The organism is uncultured Flavobacterium sp. (genome assembly GCF_963922255.1).
GTDB lineage: Bacteria > Bacteroidota > Bacteroidia > Flavobacteriales > Flavobacteriaceae > Flavobacterium.
In genome coordinates this window covers 215368-234435 of record NZ_CAWUIC010000001.1, presented here as the reverse complement: position 1 = coordinate 234435, position 19068 = coordinate 215368, and the positions used below count along the sequence as shown (strand labels likewise).

19 protein-coding genes are annotated in these 19068 nt (G+C 30.4%); 14 read left to right on the top strand and 5 right to left on the bottom strand.

What is annotated here, in order from left to right:
* Positions 1-46 precede the first annotated feature (46 nt).
* The 7 genes from AABJ49_RS01090 (at position 47) to AABJ49_RS01060 (ending at position 8964) form a co-directional block, all read left to right on the top strand.
* Positions 47-1906: an ABC-F family ATP-binding cassette domain-containing protein gene (locus AABJ49_RS01090; RefSeq protein WP_338375345.1), complete on the top strand. Its 1860-nt coding sequence runs from the start codon at positions 47-49 to the stop codon at positions 1904-1906.
* Between the two features lie 97 nt (positions 1907-2003).
* Entirely contained in the window at positions 2004-2813 is an 810-nt protein-coding gene (locus AABJ49_RS01085; protein ID WP_338375343.1) for a class I SAM-dependent methyltransferase, read from the top strand.
* 177 nt (positions 2814-2990) lie between these two features.
* Positions 2991-3680 (top strand): ABC transporter ATP-binding protein, encoded by a 690-nt coding sequence (locus AABJ49_RS01080; protein WP_338375340.1) that lies wholly within the window; start codon positions 2991-2993, stop codon positions 3678-3680.
* A gap of 387 nt (positions 3681-4067) precedes the next feature.
* Entirely contained in the window at positions 4068-4637 is a 570-nt protein-coding gene (locus tag AABJ49_RS01075; protein ID WP_338375339.1) for a cob(I)yrinic acid a,c-diamide adenosyltransferase, read from the top strand.
* Positions 4638-4823: 186 nt separating this feature from the next.
* Positions 4824-5045, top strand: a complete 222-nt coding sequence (locus tag AABJ49_RS01070; RefSeq protein WP_022828503.1) for a DUF2795 domain-containing protein — start codon at positions 4824-4826, stop codon at positions 5043-5045.
* 87 nt (positions 5046-5132) lie between these two features.
* Entirely contained in the window at positions 5133-8483 is a 3351-nt protein-coding gene (gene secA, locus AABJ49_RS01065; RefSeq protein WP_338375327.1) for a preprotein translocase subunit SecA, read from the top strand.
* A gap of 91 nt (positions 8484-8574) precedes the next feature.
* Positions 8575-8964, top strand: a complete 390-nt coding sequence (locus AABJ49_RS01060; RefSeq protein WP_338375326.1) for a hypothetical protein — start codon at positions 8575-8577, stop codon at positions 8962-8964.
* Positions 8965-8999: 35 nt separating this feature from the next.
* On the opposite strand, the gene AABJ49_RS01055 is transcribed toward AABJ49_RS01060, so the two are convergent.
* From AABJ49_RS01055 to AABJ49_RS01035, 5 genes are all read right to left on the bottom strand, one after another.
* Positions 9000-9938: an ABC transporter ATP-binding protein gene (locus AABJ49_RS01055; RefSeq protein ID WP_338375324.1), complete on the bottom strand. Its 939-nt coding sequence runs from the start codon at positions 9936-9938 to the stop codon at positions 9000-9002.
* 199 nt (positions 9939-10137) lie between these two features.
* Complete coding sequence (locus AABJ49_RS01050) at positions 10138-11445, bottom strand: AarF/ABC1/UbiB kinase family protein (protein WP_338375323.1); 1308 nt, start codon at positions 11443-11445, stop codon at positions 10138-10140.
* A gap of 6 nt (positions 11446-11451) precedes the next feature.
* Positions 11452-12120 (bottom strand): TetR family transcriptional regulator C-terminal domain-containing protein, encoded by a 669-nt coding sequence (locus AABJ49_RS01045; RefSeq protein ID WP_338375322.1) that lies wholly within the window; start codon positions 12118-12120, stop codon positions 11452-11454.
* 144 nt (positions 12121-12264) lie between these two features.
* Entirely contained in the window at positions 12265-12957 is a 693-nt protein-coding gene (locus AABJ49_RS01040; protein ID WP_338375321.1) for an OmpA family protein, read from the bottom strand.
* Positions 12958-12981: 24 nt separating this feature from the next.
* Positions 12982-13452 carry a hypothetical protein gene (locus tag AABJ49_RS01035; protein WP_338375319.1) on the bottom strand — a complete coding sequence of 157 codons (471 nt, stop codon included), beginning with the start codon at positions 13450-13452 and terminating at the stop codon, positions 12982-12984.
* Positions 13453-13630: 178 nt separating this feature from the next.
* On the opposite strand from AABJ49_RS01035, the gene htpG reads away from it, so the two are divergent.
* The 7 genes from htpG to AABJ49_RS01000 all read left to right on the top strand — a co-directional run bounded on the left by htpG (position 13631) and on the right by AABJ49_RS01000 (position 19058).
* Complete coding sequence (gene htpG, locus AABJ49_RS01030; protein ID WP_338375317.1) at positions 13631-15517, top strand: molecular chaperone HtpG; 1887 nt, start codon at positions 13631-13633, stop codon at positions 15515-15517.
* Between the two features lie 88 nt (positions 15518-15605).
* Complete coding sequence (locus AABJ49_RS01025) at positions 15606-15800, top strand: hypothetical protein (protein ID WP_338375315.1); 195 nt, start codon at positions 15606-15608, stop codon at positions 15798-15800.
* 101 nt (positions 15801-15901) lie between these two features.
* Positions 15902-16174 carry a YdeI/OmpD-associated family protein gene (locus AABJ49_RS01020; protein WP_338375314.1) on the top strand — a complete coding sequence of 91 codons (273 nt, stop codon included), beginning with the start codon at positions 15902-15904 and terminating at the stop codon, positions 16172-16174.
* Positions 16175-16177: 3 nt separating this feature from the next.
* Complete coding sequence (locus AABJ49_RS01015; RefSeq protein ID WP_338375312.1) at positions 16178-16615, top strand: hypothetical protein; 438 nt, start codon at positions 16178-16180, stop codon at positions 16613-16615.
* A gap of 98 nt (positions 16616-16713) precedes the next feature.
* Entirely contained in the window at positions 16714-17148 is a 435-nt protein-coding gene (locus AABJ49_RS01010; protein ID WP_338375310.1) for an META domain-containing protein, read from the top strand.
* 136 nt (positions 17149-17284) lie between these two features.
* Complete coding sequence (locus AABJ49_RS01005) at positions 17285-18178, top strand: ATP-binding cassette domain-containing protein (protein ID WP_338375309.1); 894 nt, start codon at positions 17285-17287, stop codon at positions 18176-18178.
* Positions 18179-18209: 31 nt separating this feature from the next.
* On the top strand, positions 18210-19058 hold the full coding sequence (locus AABJ49_RS01000) for an ABC transporter permease (RefSeq protein WP_338375307.1): 849 nt from the start codon (positions 18210-18212) through the stop codon (positions 19056-19058).
* The last annotated feature ends 10 nt before the right edge of the window (positions 19059-19068 follow it).

The following is a 19068-nucleotide window of genomic DNA, read 5'->3' as shown; positions in this document are numbered from 1 at the left end:
CAATAAACTACTTTTGCATTTTTAAAATCTAAATACCAAATTCACTGTGAATTACCTTTCTGTAGAAAATATATCCAAAAGTTATGGAGAACGTGTTTTGTTTGAAAACATCTCGTTTGGAATTAATAAAGACCAAAAAATAGCCTTTATTGCCAAAAATGGTTCTGGAAAAACAACTATCATGAATATTTTAAATGGTTTTGACGAACCAGATACAGGTCAAGTTGTAGTTCGCAAAGGAATCAATATGGCTTTTCTTTCACAGAATAATAATTTGCAAGATGAATTGACAATTGAAGAAAGTATTTTTGCTTCTGACAATGAAATTCTAAAAGTCATTGAACAATACGAAAAAGCATTAGAAAATCCAGAAGATGAAGAAGTGTATCAAAGAGCTTTTGATGATATGGACCGACATAATGCTTGGGATTTTGAAACACAATACAAACAAATACTTTCCAAACTTAAACTTGAAGATTTAAAACTAAAAGTTAAAAGTCTTTCTGGTGGACAAAAGAAACGATTGGCTTTAGCGATTATCTTGATTAGTCGTCCTGATTTATTAATTTTAGACGAACCTACGAATCACTTAGATTTAGAAATGATTGAATGGCTAGAAAGCTATTTTGCTAAAGAAAATATAACCTTGTTTATGGTTACGCACGACCGTTTCTTCTTAGAACGTGTTTGTAATGAAATCATCGAATTAGACAACGGAAAATTATACCAATACAAAGGAAATTATTCGTATTATTTAGAAAAAAAAGAGGAACGAATTGCTTCTGAAAATGCCAGTATTGACAAAGCCCAAAACTTATTCGTAAAAGAATTAGCTTGGATGCGAAGACAACCGAAAGCTAGAACTACAAAATCAAAATCACGTCAAGATGATTTTTATGTGATTAAAGAAAAGGCAGAAAGTCGTAGAAAAGAAAATGTCGTAGAATTGGAAATCAACATGGAACGAATGGGAAGCAAAATCATTGAATTGGTTAAGCTGAATAAAAGTTTTAAAGACCGAATTATTTTAAATGATTTTTCTTATTCGTTTCAAAGAGGAGAACGCATTGGAATCATAGGAAAAAACGGAACTGGAAAATCGACTTTCTTAAACATCATGACCCAAACCATGCCACCAGATTCTGGAAAGGTAATTGTTGGTGAAACCATAAAAATTGGATATTACACTCAAAGTGGTATCAATCCTAAACCAGGTCAAAAAGTAATTGATATTATTAAAGAATATGGTGAATATATTCCGTTAACGAAAGGAAAAATCATTTCAGCTTCACAATTATTAGAACGATTCTTGTTTGATGCCAAAAAACAATATGATTTTGTAGAAAAATTAAGTGGTGGAGAATTGAAACGTTTGTACTTATGTACCGTTTTAATTCAGAATCCAAACTTCTTAATTTTAGATGAGCCAACAAATGATTTAGATATCGTAACGCTAAACGTATTAGAAAGCTTCTTATTAGATTTCCCTGGAAATTTATTAGTTGTTTCTCACGACAGATATTTCATGGATAAAATTGTGGATCATTTATTTGTATTTCGCGGAGAAGGAGAAGTAGAAGATTTTCCGGGAAATTATTCCGATTTTAGAGCTTATGAAGATTCTGCTGATGTGCAACAAAAGGAAGACAACAAAGCCGAAAAGAAAGACTGGAAGCAACAAAATATAACTACAGGCTTATCATTCAACGAACAAAAAGAATATCAAAAAATTGAAAGAGAAATCAAAGATTTAGAAATTGATAAAGCCAAAATCGAACAACTTTTTACTGATGGAAAAGTAGCAGATGATGCCATTGAAATAAAAGCAAAAGAATTGCAAGCTATCATTAAAAAAATAGAAGCCAAAGAAGAACGATGGTTTGAACTTTCTGCTAAAATGGAATGAGGTTGCACAATGTAACACTAAGTTTTACACAATGTTTCTCAAAGTTTTTTTTCTTTAATTTCTTTGCGTTACTTTGTGCCAAACATAGAGAAACTTAGTGCTACAATTAATTAAATCATATCTAAAATTTCTAAAAAACTCCACAAATCAACATGGAGTTCACTCACCATTTGTATATAATTTAATCACAAAATGCTTTTACGATAAGAAAAAATATGCTGAATATGAAATTCTAAAACAATACAGAAAATCATTATTAGAAAACAAAAACTTCATTGAAGTAACCGATTTTGGAGCAGGTTCAAGAATTTTTAAATCCAACAAAAGACAAATCTCAAAAATTGCAAAAACAGCTGGAATTTCATCTAAAAGAGCTAAACTACTTTTTAGAATTGTAAATTATTTCCAACCTACAAGCATTTTAGAAATAGGAACTTCATTAGGGTTAGCCACTTCTGCCCTATCTTTAGGACTCGAGACGAAGTCGAACAGAGCGAAGCTAAATAAAACTGCTAAAATAATTTCTTTAGAAGGCTGTTCTAAAACTCAAGAAATTGCACAAAATCAATGTCAATTACAAAATTTATCAAACATTGAGTTTATTACCTCAAAATTTGAAGATTATTTAGTTAACTGCCAACTGAACACTGAACACTTCCAACTAATCTACTTTGACGGTAACCATTCCAAAAAAGCAACTTTAGAATATTTCGAACTTCTACTTCCAACAATCACAAACGACACAGTCTGGATTTTCGATGACATTCATTGGTCAAAAGACATGGAAGAAACTTGGGAAACCATAAAAAATAATCCAAAAGTAAAAGTCACCATAGATACTTTTCAATGGGGATTTGTATTCTTTAGAGCCGAACAAGAAAAAGAACATTTCGTAGTTAGAGTCTGATTTTAACCGCAAAGACACTAAGTTTTACGCAAAGCTCACAAAGATTTCTTCAAATTATTCAGATTTCTTAAATCTGTGTTCCAAAAAAACAAATTATATCTGTAACAAATCGATACTTAATTCTACTTATAGATAGTTCTGAAATCTAAATTCGTTAATCAGCAATCTAAAATCAACATGTCAAAACCAATCATAGAAATCAAAGGTATCACAAGAAATTTTCCTTTAGGAAGCGAAACTGTTTATGTCTTAAAAGGAATTGATTTAACCATAAATAAAGGTGAATATGTTGCCTTAATGGGACCATCAGGTTCAGGAAAATCAACTTTGATGAATATTTTAGGTTGTTTAGACACACCCACTGCAGGTTCCTATTTACTTAACGGAAAGTTAGTCAGCGATATGCACGACGACGAATTAGCTGGAATTAGAAACACCGAAATTGGATTCGTTTTTCAAACCTTTAATTTAATGCCAAGAACAACAGCGTTAGACAATGTTGCTTTACCGATGGTTTATGCTGGTTACTCAAAATCAGAAAGAAATGAACGTGCCACAGAAGTTCTTACCCAAGTTGGATTAGCCGACAGAATGGATCATAAACCCAACCAGCTTTCTGGTGGACAACGTCAACGTGTGGCTGTTGGACGTGCTTTGGTCAACAAGCCATCTATCATTCTTGCTGATGAACCAACAGGAAATTTGGATAGTAAAACTTCCGTAGAAATCATGGGACTTTTCGATGATATTCATGCCAATGGAAACACCGTGATTTTGGTAACTCACGAAGAAGATATTGCTGCTCATGCTCACAGAATCATCCGTTTACGAGATGGAATTATAGAAAGCGACGTTAAAAATAGATAAGTAGTGTTCAGTTTTTAGTAATCAGTTAAAAATTTGAATTTTGAAATTGAATTTTCAAGAAGCAAGTGGTTAGGTCTTTTATTTACTAACCTTTTTCCTGCTGTCCATTCTATCTTTTTTTTTACAAAAAAAGGATGCCATTCCCATCAGGGCTATCAGATAAATCATTTTTGCTTTTGTAAACTTTAGGCTATCTTTGAGGAAATTTAAACAAACATGATTCTTCTCCTTTCAGTTATTATCATTTTATACATTATCTTAAAAATTTTGCATAAAAAATATCCAAATAATATGAATCACAGAAAATCATTTCAAATCAAAAGTAAAAAAACAAAAGATAACCCCAAATAACTAGTTACTAATTACTAGTCACTAATTACTCAAAAAATGAAAGTCTACACAAAAACAGGAGATAAAGGAACTACAGCGCTTTTTGGAGGCACAAGAGTTCCAAAACACCACATAAGAATCGAAAGCTACGGAACCGTTGACGAATTAAACTCCTACATAGGATTAATTCGCGATCAAGAAATAGATTCACATTACAAAACCGTTTTAGCCGAAATTCAAGATAGATTATTTACTGTTGGAGCTATTTTAGCAACACCACCAGAAAAAGAAACACTAAAAAATGGTCAACCTAGACTTCAAAATTTAGGTTTAGTTGAAACCGATATAGCCTTTCTAGAAAAAGAAATCGATACCATGGAAGAATCTCTTCCTCAAATGACGCATTTTGTACTTCCTGGTGGACACACAACTGTGTCATATTGTCATATTGCACGTTGTGTTTGTCGTAGAGCAGAACGTTTATCGGTACATTTAAACGATTTAGAACCTACAGACGAACTTGTTTTGACATACTTAAACCGACTTTCTGACTATCTTTTTGTGTTGGCACGAAAGTTGACTTTAGACTTAAAAGCTGAGGAAGTAAAATGGATTCCAAGGAAGTAAAATTCCAACTTTAAAAACCCAAATTCCAAAGTTTTTTAGGCTGTTATTTTAATTTTTGGAGTTTGGAATTTCAAAAATTGGAATTTAAAAAAAGACGTTCTTAAAAATATTTATAAAATAAATCAAAAAAAACTTGACTTTTTAAGTTAAAAATTTATTTTTGCACAAATTTAAATCGATAAAAAGATGTATTGGACATTAGAATTAGCATCCTATTTAAGTGATGCACCTTGGCCAGCTACCAAAGACGAGCTTATAGATTACGCAATTAGAGCAGGAGCTCCTTTGGAAGTAGTGGAAAATCTACAGTCTATAGAAGATGAAGGAGAAATCTACGAATCAATGGAAGAAATTTGGCCAGACTATCCTACAGACGAAGATTATCTTTGGAACGAGGATGAGTATTAAAAAAAATAAATAATCACAACAAAAAAGTCTCAACTTGAGGCTTTTTTTTTGGTTATATTTACAAACAATTAGATAAAACAAACTATTATGAGTTTTTTAAATTCAATATTGAAAGCTTTTGTGGGTGATAAATCCGAAAAAGACGTAAAAAGCATTCAACCCCTTATTGCTAAAGTTCACACTTTTGAAAAAGCATTAGCTGCCTTATCTCACGATGAGTTGAGAGCTAAAACGGCTGAATTCAAAGATAAAATAAAACAAGCAAGAGCAGAAAAAGACACCAAAATTGCAACTTTAAAAAGCGATGCAGAAAACACTACAGATATAGATGCTAGAGAAGATATCTATGCTGCTATAGATGTCTTAGAAAAAGAAGCTTACGAAATTTCAGAAAAAGTTCTAAATGAAATTTTACCAGAAGCCTTTGCAGTTGTAAAAGAAACAGCAAAAAGATTTAAAGATAACACAACTTTAACCGTTAAGGCAACACCAAAAGATATTGAGTTATCAGCAACTAAATCATACATAACTATTGAGGGTGATAATGCTGTTTGGGCTAACTCATGGGATGCAGCTGGTAAAGCCATCACTTGGGATATGATTCATTATGATGTACAACTTATTGGTGGTGTAGTTTTACATCAAGGTAAAATTGCCGAAATGCAAACAGGTGAAGGAAAAACTTTAGTAGCTACTCTTCCACTCTATTTAAATGCTTTAACTGGAAATGGTGTTCACCTAGTAACAGTGAATGATTATTTAGCACGAAGAGATAGTACTTGGAAAGCACCATTATTCGAATTTCACGGAATGACTGTTGATTGTATCGATAATCACCAACCGAATTCTGATGCAAGAAGAAAAGCCTATAATGCTGATATTACTTACGGAACAAATAACGAATTTGGTTTCGATTATTTACGTGATAATATGGCTCATGCTCCAGAAGATTTAGTACAACGTAAACATAATTACGCAATTGTAGATGAAGTTGACTCGGTTTTAATCGATGATGCTCGTACACCATTAATCATTTCTGGTCCAGTTCCACAAGGAGATAGACAAGAATTTAGTGAATTAAAACCAAAAGTTGAAAATCTAGTTAATTTACAAAGACAATTAGCCACTGGATTTTTAACTGAAGCTAAAAAACTAATCAAAGAAGGAAACACTAAAGATGGTGGTTTCCAATTATTAAGAGCTTATAGAGCCCTACCAAAAAGTAAAGCATTAATCAAATTTTTGTCGGAAGAAGGAATTAAACAATTGCTTCAAAAAACAGAAAATCAATATATGGCAGATAACAATCGTGAGATGCCAAAAGTTGATGAAGCATTATATTTTGTAATTGAAGAAAAAAACAATCAAGTTGAATTAACCGATAATGGAATTCAATTTTTATCAAAAGATACAGACTCAAATTTCTTCGTTTTACCAGATATCGGAACTGAAATTGCTAAAATTGAAAAAGCAAATTTAGAAAAAGAAGAAGAAGCGGAAAGAAAAGATGAATTATTCAAAGACTTTTCAATCAAATCGGAACGTATTCATACATTAACGCAATTACTAAAAGCTTATTCTTTATTTGAAAAAGATACGGAATATGTTGTGATGGACAACAAAGTGTTAATTGTAGATGAGCAAACAGGTCGTATTATGGATGGTCGTCGTTATTCTGACGGATTACACCAAGCGATTGAAGCGAAAGAAAACGTAAAAATTGAAGCTGCAACGCAAACATTTGCAACGGTTACTTTACAAAATTATTTCCGAATGTACAGCAAATTAGCTGGTATGACTGGAACAGCAGTTACAGAAGCTGGTGAATTATGGGAAATATACAAATTAGATGTTGTTGAAATTCCAACAAACAAACCAATTGCTCGTCATGATAAAGAAGATTTAATTTATAGAACGGTTCGTGAAAAGTTTAACGCTGTTATTGAAGATGTTGTAAAATTATCAAATTCAGGTCGTCCAGTATTGATTGGAACAACTTCTGTTGAGATTTCAGAATTATTAAGTCGAATGCTTAAAATGCGTGGTATTCAACACAATGTATTGAATGCAAAAATGCACAAAAATGAAGCTGAAATTGTAGCTGAAGCAGGGAAACCTGGAGTGGTAACCATTGCAACTAACATGGCTGGTCGTGGAACGGATATCAAATTATCTGATGAAGTGAAAAAAGCGGGTGGTTTAGCAATCGTTGGTACGGAACGTCATGATTCACGAAGAGTTGACCGTCAGTTACGTGGTCGTGCTGGTCGTCAAGGTGATGTTGGTAGTTCTCAATTCTATGTTTCTTTAGAAGATAATTTAATGCGTTTATTTGGTTCTGAAAAAGTAGCCAAAGTAATGGATAGAATGGGATTACAAGAAGGTGAAGTTATTCAGCATTCGATGATGACTAAATCTATTGAAAGAGCACAGAAAAAAGTAGAAGAAAACGCTTTTGGAGTACGTAAACGTTTATTAGAATATGATGACGTAATGAATGCTCAAAGAGAAGTAGTATACAAAAGAAGACGTCATGCCTTACATGGAGAACGTTTGAAGGTGGATATTGCTAACATGATGTACGACACTTGCGAGCTTATCGTTCAAGAAAATAAAGGTGCTGGTGACTTTAAAAACTATGAATTTGAATTGATTCGTTATTTTTCAGTTACTGCTCCAATTACAGAAAGTGAATTTAACAAACTTTCAGAAATGGAAGTTACTGGAAAAACATACAAAGCTGTTTTAGCACATTATGAAGAAAAAGTAATTCGCAATGCAGCAGAAGCGTTTCCTGTAATTAAAAATGTATATGAAAACAATGATGGTAAATATGAAAGAATTGTAGTTCCTTTTACAGATGGAATTAAATCATTAAACGTAGTTACAAATCTTGAAAAAGCTTATGCTACTGAAGGAAAATCTTTAGTAAATGATTTTGAAAAAAACATTACATTAGCAATAGTTGACGAAGCTTGGAAAAAACATTTACGTAAAATGGACGAAATGAAAACTTCGGTTCAGTTAGCGGTTCACGAACAAAAAGATCCTTTATTAATCTATAAATTTGAAGCATTCAAATTATTTAAACGAATGATTGATGATGTGAATAAAGAAGTAATTTCTTTCTTATTTAAAGGAGATTTACCTTCTCAAAATCCAAATGAGATTCAAGAAGCAAAAGTTATTCGCAAAAAAGAAAACTATACAGAAAGTAAAGAATCTACTGAAATAAATGATTCTGCTGAAGCTAATAAACAAGCTGGTCAAATGGCTAGTCAAAGACCACAAGTTACTGAAACTATAGTTAGAGATACACCAAAAATTAACCGTAATGACACTGTTACTATCAAACACGTAATGAGTGGAAAAACGGAAACTATGAAATATAAAAAAGCGGAATCACTTATTGCAAAAGGTGAATGGGTTTTAATTTAGAAACTTAGAATTTAGAAATCCTCAATTGAAAAATTGGGGATTTTTTTTTAAAATATAGTTTATAAAAACTCGTTAGCTGTAAAACAAAAGAATGAAAAAAATTTATCTTATAATTTCAGCAATAGTTCTATTCTTCACCTTAGCAGGTTTTGGATTCTATAGTTTTAGTAAAATGATTTATAATAGTTGTGATTGTGAAAGATTCAATATTGACAATATAGAATTACGAACAGGAATAAACATTCCAAAAATAAAAAATGTAGATTGTAGTTATAATGAAAATACGAAAACTAAAAATTCATCTTTTATAATTGACACTGAAAAAGTAGATTTAGATGATTATATTCTAAAAAATAAATTAGCAAAATCTGAATTATCAGAATTATATATCAAATTAAATGACACAGAAAGTCATTCATACAAAGGAGTTTTAGACAAAAATACTGGAAAATTAGCCATTGAAATTATTTATAAGGATTGATAACAAACTATATTGTCATTCCGTAGGAATTTCATTTATTTCATTTTCAAACAAATCTCATTTCCAATTTGAAACTCATCATCATTAGCAAAAAACAATTTTCCATCTTTATAATTACATTCAATTAAATAATAACTTCCTTTAAAGTAATTTTGAGTTACAGTTACTTTTAATTTAGATTTCTCAACAACTTTCAATTGATTAGGATAGACCAATAAAACATGATTTGACTTTCCATCAAAAAAACTTGCTTTAATTTCATTTACATCACCAAATAGAGAAGCTACATAATAATTAGGTGGATTTGCGATTAACTCTTTTGGAGAACCATTTGCCATTTGTTTTCCATCTTTAATCACAATTATTTCATCTACAAAAGACAAATAATCGTTTTCATCGTGCGAAGCAATTATAGTCGTTATTTTATGTTCTTTCAAATACTTAAAAAGACTTCTTCGTAAACTATTTTTCCTAAAATTATCAATGTGACTAAAAGGTTCGTCTAACAATAACACTTCTGGTTCTAAAGCTAAAACTCTTGCTAATGCCACTCTTTGCATTTGACCACCACTTAAAAATTTGGCTTTCACATTGGCAAATTCAGACATTTCGACAATCTCTAATAATTCAAGAATTCGATTTTGTTTCTTTTCTTTATCAATGTTTGATAAATATTTTCCAACATTTTCTGCAACAGTAATAAAAGGCATCAAATCAAAATCTTGAGCCAAATATTTCATAAAATCCATTCCTGGAACTAAATGGTATTTTGGACCTAAAACTTCTTGTTCTTTCCAAAAAATTTTTCCTTCATCTAAATCGTGTAAACCATAAATTAGTTTTAACAGTGTACTTTTTCCGCAACCACTTTCTCCAATCATAGCAAGTGTTTTTCCTTGTTCTAATTCTAAAGAAAAAGCCGGAATTGTTTTTTGTTTTAAATACGAAAATGAAATGTTTTGAATGGAAAGCATTGTATAATTTTAGAATACAAATTTACAATAACAATTGCAATATCAATGTTAAAAGTCAATTTCAATAAATTAAACTACAAAGTTTAAAACCTAAAAGATTATTTCAATTTCTCTAATTTATTGAATCTGTGTTCCTAAAAAAAAAGAGCACTACTCTATTTATAAAGTAATGCTCTTTTGCAATTAATCAAACTAAAAATTAAATATATTTTTCAAATTGCTTTGTATGTACTCTTGCCTTTAAGGCATGTAATAGATTATACAATCCGAAAAATGTTCTATTAATGTATAAAAAATGTTTTGAACCTCTATTTCCATTCATTTTTCTTAATTGGGTGTCTTTTGAAAACTCTTCTCCCATAGCTGCAATTTGTCCAAAGAATTCTGTATCAGAAAAATCGAAGAAATCACCATGAAAAGGTTTGGTAAACAAACTCAATAAACGATGAAACAAAGCTGTGAAATATTCTATTTCTTTTGGAGAATCGTCTTCACGAAGAATTTCTAATTCATATAATTTCTCATTAAAAAGTTTTGGATTATCAATGATTTCAGGTTTAGCCAATTCAAAATAAGGCACATAAAAATCTTCAGGAACTTGTTTGATGCAACCAAAATCAATGGCAATTAAATTTCCATCTTTATCAACCAAAAAATTTCCTGGATGAGGATCAGCATGCACTTGTTTCATTTTATGCATTTGGTACATATAAAAATCCCATAACGCTTGACCTAATTTATCTCGCAATTCTCTATCTTCATTATGAGCTGTGAATTCAGATAAATGTTCACCATTCATCCAATCCATAGTCAATATTTTTTCAGATGAAAGTTCTTCATAATACTTTGGAAAACGCAAATTTTCAATTTGAGCACAAGCTTTCGAAATTTCATTTCCTTGTCTTAATTCCAAATTATAATCCGTTTCTTCCATCAACTTATGTTCGACTTCTTTGAAATATTTTTCAGAATCTTTTCCTTTCAAATTAAACATTTGAATCGCAAAAGGTTTTACAATTGCCAAATCAGAACCAATACTATCAGCAACTCCAGGATATTGAATTTTAACGGCCAATTCTTTTCCATCTTTAGAAGCTTTGTGTACTTGCCCAATGCTAGCAGCATTTACTGAATTTTCAGAAAAAGTATCAAAAACCTCTTCTGGCGTTTTTCCTAAATATTTTTTGAAAGTTTTTCTAACTAATGGAGCTGACAATGGTGGTACTGAAAATTGAGCCAGTGAAAATTTTTCCACATAGGCACGAGGCATAATGTTTTTTTCCATACTCAACATTTGAGCTACTTTTAAAGCACTACCTTTCAGGTTTTTTAAACCATCATAAATGTCTTCAGCATTGTTTTCATTCAATTTATCTTTTGTCAAAGATGGATTTACCACTTTTTCACCGTAATAAGCCAAATAATTTCCTCCAACTTTGAAACCTGTTTTAACCAGTTGCCCAGCACGTTCAATTTTGTTTGTTGGAATTTTATCTAATGTTTTCATATATTTTTAATTAAATCGCTCTTTCCAAATGAATTTCCCTAAGTCAATCACACTTTCTAGAGGAGTTGTGTCCAAAACATCTAAAACCGCTTTTACTGATTTTTCAATCATGATATCTGTTTTTTCAAATCCTTTTGAAGTATCATCTAACCAAAATTTCAACAAAAACAAAAACTGAATCCATGCTCCTTCAGCATAAATTGGTTTTGTGATTTTTTGAAGAGTCTCATTTTTAGGTTCTTCATTCTCATCTATAATTTGATTTATGAATGTTTTAAAATGAGATCTTAAACCTTTCAATTGTTTTAAAGCTTTTAAACCTTCCTTATTGTCTTTTAAAGTAAAGTAAACATAACTTCTATTTAATGTCAATATTTCAAACATCGTAAAGTATAAAGACAATAACTTATTTTTATTAGAATAGGATTTGAAATTTTCGTCCTTAGTTAAATTTGAGGCAGTATTTTCATAAAACTTAATCCAAATATCTTCTTTTAAAGCATCAATAGAACCATAAAAACTGTAGAACTCTGCTTCTTCAATTTCGTTTTCTTTACAAAACAAAAACACATTTTTAGGTTCAGCATTATGAGATAATACATAATCCATATATAAACTGACAATGACATTGTCGTCTATTTTTTTCTTTTTAGAAGTTGATTTTTTAACTGGCATAATCTTGATTTTAAATACAGTATAAATTTACGAAACCCTTTTTCTTTGGTAAAAAAACAAGAACCAAAGTTTTGTTAAAGTTCTTTCAAAAAAAAAGACCACTTAAATTAAGTAGTCTTTTTTTATTATTTATGATTTTAAAGATTATTCTCCTGCTTCTTTTTGAGCATCTTCAATCATTTTTTCATTGGCAGTAATTGCAAATTCTACACGTCTATTTTTGCTTCTTCCTTCAACAGTTTCATTATCTGCAATTGGATCAGCTATTCCTAAACCTTTAGTTGTAAAACGAGCAACACTTAATCCTTTTCCAGCTAAATAACTTTTAACTGAAGCTGCTCTTTGTTCTGATAATTTTTGATTGTATTCAGCAGCTCCTGTGCTATCTGTATATCCAAAAATAGTAATATCAGTGTCTGCATAACTTTGAAAAACTGGAATTAATTTGTCTAAATTTGCTTGAGCTTGAACTGTTAACGTTGATTTATTTGTATCAAAACGAACTGCATTTTCACCTAAAACCAATTTAATTCCTTCTCCTACTCTTTCCACTTCTGCACCTGGTAAAGCTTCTTTAATTTCACGAGCTTGTTTATCCATTTTGTTACCAATTACACCACCAGCAACTCCACCAACAACTCCACCTAAGACAGCTCCTAATTCAGAACTTCCACCTTTTACATTATTTCCAATTACAGCTCCTAAAACTGCTCCAGCAGCTACTCCAATGGCAGCACCTCGTTGTGTCTTGTTTGTGTTTTTTGCAGCTTCACAACTCGTAAGAATTGTTCCTGCTAAAAAAACTACCGATAAACTATACATTATTACTCTTTTCATCTTATTTTATTTTTTGGTTAGTATTTATTGTTTTTGAAATTGGTAAGTTACTTCTTTCATAGAACCACCAACATTTATTTTATCAATCAATTCAAAGCTTGTTTCTGTTACGTTAGCCACTCTCAAAATATAACCTTGATTTACTTTCTTCGCTTTGTAATCATTTATAATTTTCATTACAAAATTTCCTTCTTGATTTATGTACCAAGTAATTGGTGAACTAAATGCAATGCAATTTGCATCATTCAAAGTCATAGTTCCTTTGTTATTGTTAGAAACAAATTTCCAAGAACTTCCTACAAAACATTGTGAATCTGCTAAATCAAATGAAGTCACTTTGATATAATCTGAACCTGGAAAACTTACATTTGTAACCATCCAATCTCCTTTTATTACTCTTTCTGTCTTGTTGTCAACATTAGTGTTTGTAACTGATTGCGATTTACATCCAAATAATAAAACGGACAACACCATTATTAGAATACTTTTTTTCATAATTATAATTTTAGTTAAATTAAGTTATACAAAATTAGGTCAGAAACTTTCTACTTTCTTATAAAATTACAAAATAATTTAACAAAATTCCAACATCAGTCAATTTGTCAGACGAAATGCAATTGGTACTCTATTTGTCTATTAAAAATTCAAATTGTTTAACTAAAAAAATATACATATGACAACAGGAAAAATTAATGTTTCAGTAGAAAACATCTTTCCCTTAATCAAAAAGTTTTTATATAGCGATCACGAAATTTTCTTACGTGAGCTAGTTTCTAATGCAACCGATGCCACTTTAAAATTAAAACATTTAACTAGTATCGGTGAATCAAAATCTGAATATGGAAATCCTATTATTGAAGTAAAAATTGATAAAGAAGGAAAGAAATTACACATCATTGACCAAGGTTTAGGTATGTCTGCTGAGGAAGTTGAAAAATACATCAACCAAATTGCCTTTTCTGGTGCTGAAGAATTTTTAGAAAAATATAAAGATTCAGCTAAAGATTCAGGTGTTATTGGTCATTTTGGATTAGGATTCTATTCTGCTTTTATGGTTGCTTCAAAAGTAGAATTAATCACAAAATCACACACAGATGCACCAGCTGCTCATTGGACTTGTGATGGAAGTCCAGAATTTACTTTAGTTCCAAGTGACAAAACTACAAGAGGAACAGAAATTATTTTACATATTGCAGAAGATTCATTAGAGTTTTTAGAAGAAAGTAGAATTCGTGAATTATTAACAAAATATAATAAGTTCATGCCAATTCCAATTAAATTTGGAACCAAACAAGAAGCTTTACCAAAACCAAAAGATGCTCCTGAAGATTACAAAACAGAATACAAAGAAGTAGATAATATCATCAATAATCCAAATCCAGCTTGGACTAAACAACCTTCTGAATTAACCGATGAAGACTATAAATCATTTTATAGAGAGTTGTATCCAATGCAATTTGATGAGCCTTTATTCAACATTCACTTAAATGTAGATTATCCGTTTAACTTGACTGGAATTTTATATTTCCCAAAATTATCGGCTGACTTACAAATGCAAAAAGATAAAATTCAACTATATCAAAATCAGGTATTTGTAACAGATAATGTAGAAGGAATTGTACCTGAATTTTTAACGATGTTAAAAGGTGTGATTGATTCTCCAGATATTCCTTTGAATGTATCTCGTTCGTATCTTCAAGCGGATGGAAATGTGAAGAAAATATCCAATTACATCAATAGAAAAGTGGCTGATAAATTGAAAGCATTAATCACTGAAAACCGTGAAGATTTCGAGAAAAAATGGAATGACATCAAAATTGTTTTGGAATACGGAATGCTTTCTGAACCAAAATTCTATGAAAAAGCAGGAGCTTTTGTTTTATATCCAACAGTCGATGATACTTACTTTACTTTAGATGAATTAAAAGAAAAGATTAAAGAAACACAAACAGACAAAAACGGAAAAACAGTTATTCTTTATGCATCTAACAAAGAAGCACAACACAGTTATATTGCTGCTGCTAAAGACAAAGGATACGAAGTTTTATTGTTAGATAGTCCAATTGTTTCGCATTTAATTCAGAAATTAGAAAGTGACAATGAAAATCTAACATTTGCTCGTGTTGATGGTGATGTTATTGATAAATTAATTGAAAAAGAGGATACTCAAATTTCAAAATTATCAGATGAAGAAAAAGAAACATTGAAAACTGCAATTGAAACTATTGTTCCAAAAGAAAAATATAGTGTTCAATTAGAAGCAATGGATAGCAATGCTGCACCGTTTATGATTACACAACCAGAATTCATGAGAAGAATGAAAGAAATGAGTCAATCTGGTGGTGGTGGAATGTTCGGAATGGGTAATTTCCCAGAAATGTATAACTTGATTGTAAATTCAAATTCTGATTTCGCGACTTCTTTATTAAACACAAAAGACGAAACGGTTAAAGCCAACTTGGTAAAACAAGCATTAGATTTAGCCAAACTTTCTCAAGGTTTATTAAAAGGAGAAGAATTGACTGCTTTTGTGAAACGTAGTTTTGAAACTATTAAATAGTATTAAGATTTAGAGTATTAAGTATTAAGATAAACCTGTGAGTGAAAACTTGCAGGTTTTTTTGTAGCTTTGAAATTCAAACTAATTTATGCACGAAAAACCAACCTTATACTTCAAAAACCACACAGAATGGAGAAATTGGCTTCATGAAAATCATGATAAACACAAAGCAGTTTATTTAATTTTTTATAAAGTTGCCAGTGAAACCGAAAGTATGCGTTGGGAAGAAGCCGTAAAAGTTGCTATTTGTTATGGCTGGATTGATTCTACTGTAAAAAATTAGACGAAGAACGAAGGCAACAACTTTTTACACCAAGAAACGACAAAAGTGTCTGGAGCAGAATCAACAAGGATTATATTGATGATTTGATTGCAACTAATTTAATGCACGAAAGTGGTTTAAAAAAAATCGAAATTGCCAAACAAAACGGTTCATGGGAAAGTTTAGATGCTGTTGAAAATTTGGAAATTCCAGCAGATTTGCAAAAAGCTTTTGATAAAAATGCTTTGGCTATTTCTAATTATGAAAATTTCAGTAAATCTTACAGAAAAAGTTATTTGTATTGGCTAAACCAAGCTAAAAGAGAAGAAACAAGACAAAATAGAATTGCTCAAATTATCGATTTGTGTGAAAAAAATATAAAAAGTAGAAATTAAATTATGTTCAATTTTATTAAAAGAAAATCAAATAAAGAAAACACCGATAAGAATCCTCAGAAAAATCTAGTGGAAGTATTTTCAGAAGAAAAAGTCACTGATTATATTGGAGACAAAATTGCTGCTCATGAAACAGGTGGAATTTGGATTAAAGTACAAGAACTAGCTGAATTTCATTTTTTGAATGTAACTATAGTTGGAAATCAAAATATAAAAACCCATAATGGAATTACATTCAACTTTATTGCAAATGACAAAACCTATGAATTGCATTCGGATACACAAGAAATAAAGTCTGAAAAATCTACCGCTTTTAATCAATTTGTAACTCAATTTAGTTTTGACATCACAGAAGTTGATTTTGATAGTATGTTAAATGAAGGAAATAAAATTGAAGTGAAAAGTAATAAACAAACTGAGGTTTTTACTATTATAAGATAAAGTAAATTAATCTAAAAATTTCCTAATTCCTTTTTCCTACATCTTTTTATTTGTATTTTTATCCTAAATAGAATGAGTAGTAACCCAAATTATTTATTATGAAAAAATCAATCTTATTTTTACTAATGCTAACTGGAATTATTTTCAGTGCTTGTTCTACTACAAAACAAGCTAGTTCAAAAGAGTTATATAGTACTACATGGGAACTAGATTTCATCACAGGTTCAAGAATAGCTTTTGATGGATTATATCCAAACGAAAAACCTAATTTGACTTTTGACAAAGAATCAAATCGAGTACATGGAACTAACAGTTGTAATGGTTACTCTTATAAATTCACTTTGGATAACGAAAAACTAACCTTTAGTGAACCTGGACCAGCAACATTAAGATATTGCGAAGGAAATGGTGACAAAGTTTTTTTAGAAATGATGGAAAAAGTAGAATCATTTTCATTTGATGAGAACAACAAGTTGAATTTAATGGCAAATGGAATTCCTGTAATGCGATTTAAAAAAACAAATAATAATTAAAGATTAATACTCCTTTAATTTAAGCCTGTAAGTTATACTCACAGGCTTTTTTTATTAATAAAATTTACAAGGTTTCCTTATTGAGTAACAAAAAACACATTTCATCGTCTTATAACTACAACTAAAAACTACTACTTTGGAAACTATACTTTCAATCAACAACCTTAATAAAATATTTGGTAAAAAAATTCATGCTGTAAACAATGTTTCTTTTGAAATTAAAAAAGGAAATGTATACGGAATTTTAGGTCCAAATGGTTCAGGAAAATCAACAACACTCGGAATTGTATTAAATGTGGTCAACAAAACTTCAGGTGATTTTTCATGGTTCAATGGAAGTTTAGAAACTCATGACGCATTGAAAAAAGTAGGAGCGATTATTGAAAGACCCAATTTTTATCCATACATGACTGCTCAAGAAAATCTAGAGTTAGTTTGTAAGATAAAAGATATTCCTTTTACAAAAGTGATTGAAAAACTAGAGTTGGTTGGACTTTTAGACCGAAAAGATTCCAAATTCAAGACGTTCTCTTTAGGAATGAAACAACGTTTAGCGATTGCTTCTGCCCTATTAAATGATCCAGAAATTTTAATTTTAGATGAACCTACAAACGGTTTAGATCCACAAGGAATTCGTCAAATTCGTGATTTAATTCGCTTAATTGCTTCGCAAGGAACTACTATTTTATTGGCTTCGCATTTATTAGATGAAGTTGAAAAAGTTTGCAGTCATGTTGTTGTGCTTCGTTATGGAAAAATGCTATATGAAGGTCCAGTGGATGCAATGGCTTCTAATGAAGGCTTTTTTGAGTTACAAGCCAAAGATTCAAATGCTCTGATTACGATGTTAATGAATCATAATTCCATAGAAAAATGTGTTGAAGAAGAGGGAAAAGTTTTAGTGTTCCTAAAAAACAAACTTGAAGCTGACGAATTAAATCAATATCTTTTTGAAAATCAAATAGTTTTAAGTCAGTTGATCAAAAGAAAACACAGTTTAGAAGAACAGTTTTTGCAATTGACCAAATAACCAATTACCCATCACCCTATACCCAAAAAATATGATACGATTATTCCAAATAGAAATTCAAAAACTGTGGAAAAACAGAGCGAGTAAAGTGTTAACTATTACTTATTTTGTACTTCTAACATTAATTTCATTAATAGCTGCTGTTGAATTTGATATTGGTCCAATACATATTAGCGTAGCTGATCAAGGAGTTTTTAATTTCCCGTTTATTTGGCATTTTAACACTTATGTGGCTGACTATTTTAAAATATTTTTAGCAGTTGTAATTGTTTCTATGATGGCAAATGAATATAGTTATGGAACCTTAAAACAAAATTTAATTGATGGAATGAGTAAGAAAGAATTTGTACTTTCAAAATTCATTACAGTAGTTTTATTTGCTTTTATTTCTACCCTTTTTGTATTCATAGTTTCCATGATTTTAGGATTAATGTATTCTTCATACACAGAAGCTGGAATTATTTTTTCTCAAGTGGATTACATCTTAGCATTCTTTGTAAAATTAGTTGCCTTTTTTTCATTCTGTTTATTCTTAGGAGTTTTAATTAAAAGAAGTGCATTTGCCTTAGGATTCTTATTTTTTTGGTATATGTTTGAAAATATATCTTTTGCCATCATCAAATATGGAATTCTAAGAATGAAAAACAATGATGAAACGTGGGTAGACAAAATTTATGATTTTATGCCATTAGAATCCATGTCAAATTTGATTGTAGAACCAATTACACGATTAAATTTTGCTAAAACTATTGGCTCACAAGTTGGAATAGATAATGTTAAAGATTACAGTGTACATTATACAACACTTATAATTGTGTTAATTTGGACCGCAATCTTCATTTTTGGCTCTTATTACATAGTAAAGAAAAGAGATTTATAGTATCTTTGCC

Coding starts and splice junctions, on each gene's coding strand:
- AABJ49_RS01080 (WP_338375340.1), top strand. CDS start 2,991: ATGTCAAAACCAATCATAGAAATCAAAGGTATCACAAGAAATTTTCCT.
- AABJ49_RS01075 (WP_338375339.1), top strand. CDS start 4,068: ATGAAAGTCTACACAAAAACAGGAGATAAAGGAACTACAGCGCTTTTT.
- AABJ49_RS01070 (WP_022828503.1), top strand. CDS start 4,824: ATGTATTGGACATTAGAATTAGCATCCTATTTAAGTGATGCACCTTGG.
- secA (WP_338375327.1), top strand. CDS start 5,133: ATGAGTTTTTTAAATTCAATATTGAAAGCTTTTGTGGGTGATAAATCC.
- AABJ49_RS01060 (WP_338375326.1), top strand. CDS start 8,575: ATGAAAAAAATTTATCTTATAATTTCAGCAATAGTTCTATTCTTCACC.
- AABJ49_RS01055 (WP_338375324.1), bottom strand. CDS start 9,938: ATGCTTTCCATTCAAAACATTTCATTTTCGTATTTAAAACAAAAAACA.
- AABJ49_RS01050 (WP_338375323.1), bottom strand. CDS start 11,445: ATGAAAACATTAGATAAAATTCCAACAAACAAAATTGAACGTGCTGGG.
- AABJ49_RS01045 (WP_338375322.1), bottom strand. CDS start 12,120: ATGCCAGTTAAAAAATCAACTTCTAAAAAGAAAAAAATAGACGACAAT.
- AABJ49_RS01040 (WP_338375321.1), bottom strand. CDS start 12,957: ATGAAAAGAGTAATAATGTATAGTTTATCGGTAGTTTTTTTAGCAGGA.
- AABJ49_RS01035 (WP_338375319.1), bottom strand. CDS start 13,452: ATGAAAAAAAGTATTCTAATAATGGTGTTGTCCGTTTTATTATTTGGA.
- htpG (WP_338375317.1), top strand. CDS start 13,631: ATGACAACAGGAAAAATTAATGTTTCAGTAGAAAACATCTTTCCCTTA.
- AABJ49_RS01025 (WP_338375315.1), top strand. CDS start 15,606: ATGCACGAAAAACCAACCTTATACTTCAAAAACCACACAGAATGGAGA.
- AABJ49_RS01020 (WP_338375314.1), top strand. CDS start 15,902: ATGCACGAAAGTGGTTTAAAAAAAATCGAAATTGCCAAACAAAACGGT.
- AABJ49_RS01015 (WP_338375312.1), top strand. CDS start 16,178: ATGTTCAATTTTATTAAAAGAAAATCAAATAAAGAAAACACCGATAAG.
- AABJ49_RS01010 (WP_338375310.1), top strand. CDS start 16,714: ATGAAAAAATCAATCTTATTTTTACTAATGCTAACTGGAATTATTTTC.
- AABJ49_RS01000 (WP_338375307.1), top strand. CDS start 18,210: ATGATACGATTATTCCAAATAGAAATTCAAAAACTGTGGAAAAACAGA.